Raw genomic sequence first — 1,688 nt, forward strand, 5'->3', positions numbered from 1 at the left:
TCCCAGAACGGCGCGGCCTCGGCAACGTCCTGAACCGTCCGCAGCTGGCCCCCGGCTGCTGCGACGATGCGTTCCACCTCGCCGCGCAGCACATCGGCGCCGGTTACGAGCAGGATTTCCGCGGAATCCCCGGGGGTCCAGGGCTCATGCGCCCGCGGCGGCGGTGGCGGTGAGCCTGGACCACGGTGCTGGTGCCTGTTCATGCTGCCACTGTGCCCGGGCCGAGACCGCAGCGGAACCGCCGTCRTGGGCTATGTGGACAACTCCGGCGTCTTTCCTGCACCGCGGCCGGCGACCGAGCACGGACCACGTCCCGGAGCAGGGCAGAATTGACCCTATGTATCTGCTGCTCGCTGCCCACGCCGACGGCGCGGCACTGCAGCACCTCACGGCCGATGGCGCCCCCGAACCCTCCGATCCGGAACCCCGCGTGGTCAGGCCCGGCGCCCTCGCCGGAATTGTGCGCGAACTTGAGGAGCGGCACCCGCGCTGGATCTGGCACCGTACTCAGGACTGGTATCCCGCGTTGCTGCGCGCCGGGGTGGAACTCGAGCGCTGCTACGACCTCACCTTGTGCGGTTCGATCCTGGCCCACTCGGAGTTCACCGCCCACACCGGCTACGCGCAGGCGGCGGAGAAGCTGACCCAGGACGACGAGCTGCACCAGCCACCGCGGGGGCTGCAGCCTCCTGCCCCGCCGCCGGAACAAGGGGCCCTGTTTGATGCCCCGGCCTCCGGCCAGCGTCCCGGCCAATCCCTTGAGGCTCTCCGGGCTGAGTACGCCGCGCAGCAGGAGGCCCTTCGCCAGGCGGGACCTGCGCCCGGAACCGCCTCCGGCACGGTCATCGTCCCTGACGCCGGCCGGCGCCAACGGCTCCAGCTGCTGCTCGCGGCGGAATCCGCCGGAGCCATGATCGCCGCCGAAATGCAGCACACCGGCGTCCCGTGGCGGGAGGAACTCCACGAGCAGATTCTCGCGGAACACCTCGGACCCCGCCCGGCTCCCGGTCAGCGTCCGGCCAAACTCGAATCGCTCACGGCCGAACTAAGGCTGCTGCTGAAGTCGCCCGCGCTGAACCCGGACTCCCCGCAGGAGCTCATGCGCGCCCTGCACCGCAACGGCATCGAAGTGAAAACCACCCGCCAATGGGAGCTGAAAGAATCCAGCCACCCCGTGATCGTGCCGCTGCTGGCCTACAAGAAACTGGCCCGTCTTCACGCGGCCAACGGCTGGGCGTGGCTTGATACCTGGGTGAAGCACGGCAGGTTCCAGCCTGAGTACGTGGTGGGCGGCGTGGTCTCGGGCCGGTGGGCGTCGCGGGGCGGCGGGGCGCTGCAAATCCCGCGCCAGGTCCGCGGCGCGGTCCACGCCGATCCCGGCCACAAACTGATCGTTGCCGACGCCTCGCAACTGGAACCGCGCGTGCTCGTGGCGCTGGCCCAGGATTCCAAAATGGCCGAAGCCGCCCGGGACAAGGACCTCTATGCCGGCATTGCCGCCCAAGGCTTCGGCGGCGACCGGGCGAAGGCGAAGGTGGCCCTCCTTGGGGCCATCTACGGGGCGACCACGGGCGAGTCCGGCCGGCTGATGCCCCAGCTGGCCCGCACCTACCCCCGCGCCGTGGGCTTCGTCGAGCAGGCTGCCCGCGACGGCGAAGCCGGCAAGACCGTGACTTCGCGCCTGGGCC

Annotated in this window: 1 protein-coding gene and 1 pseudogene; one reads left to right on the plus strand and one right to left on the minus strand. The window is 70.7% G+C overall.

Annotated elements, in window-relative coordinates; all coding sequences use genetic code 11:
* Positions 1–203, minus strand: a pseudogene (locus AC1D1S_RS21020) (septum site-determining protein Ssd); the annotation flags it as partial.
* Between the two features lie 134 nt (positions 204–337).
* Between AC1D1S_RS21020 and AC1D1S_RS21025 the strand changes: the two are divergent.
* A partial coding sequence (locus AC1D1S_RS21025; protein WP_476995434.1) for a bifunctional 3'-5' exonuclease/DNA polymerase occupies positions 338–1,688 on the plus strand: 1,351 nt, incomplete at its 3' end.

It is taken from the genome of Arthrobacter sp. P1_A5 (assembly GCF_056406825.1).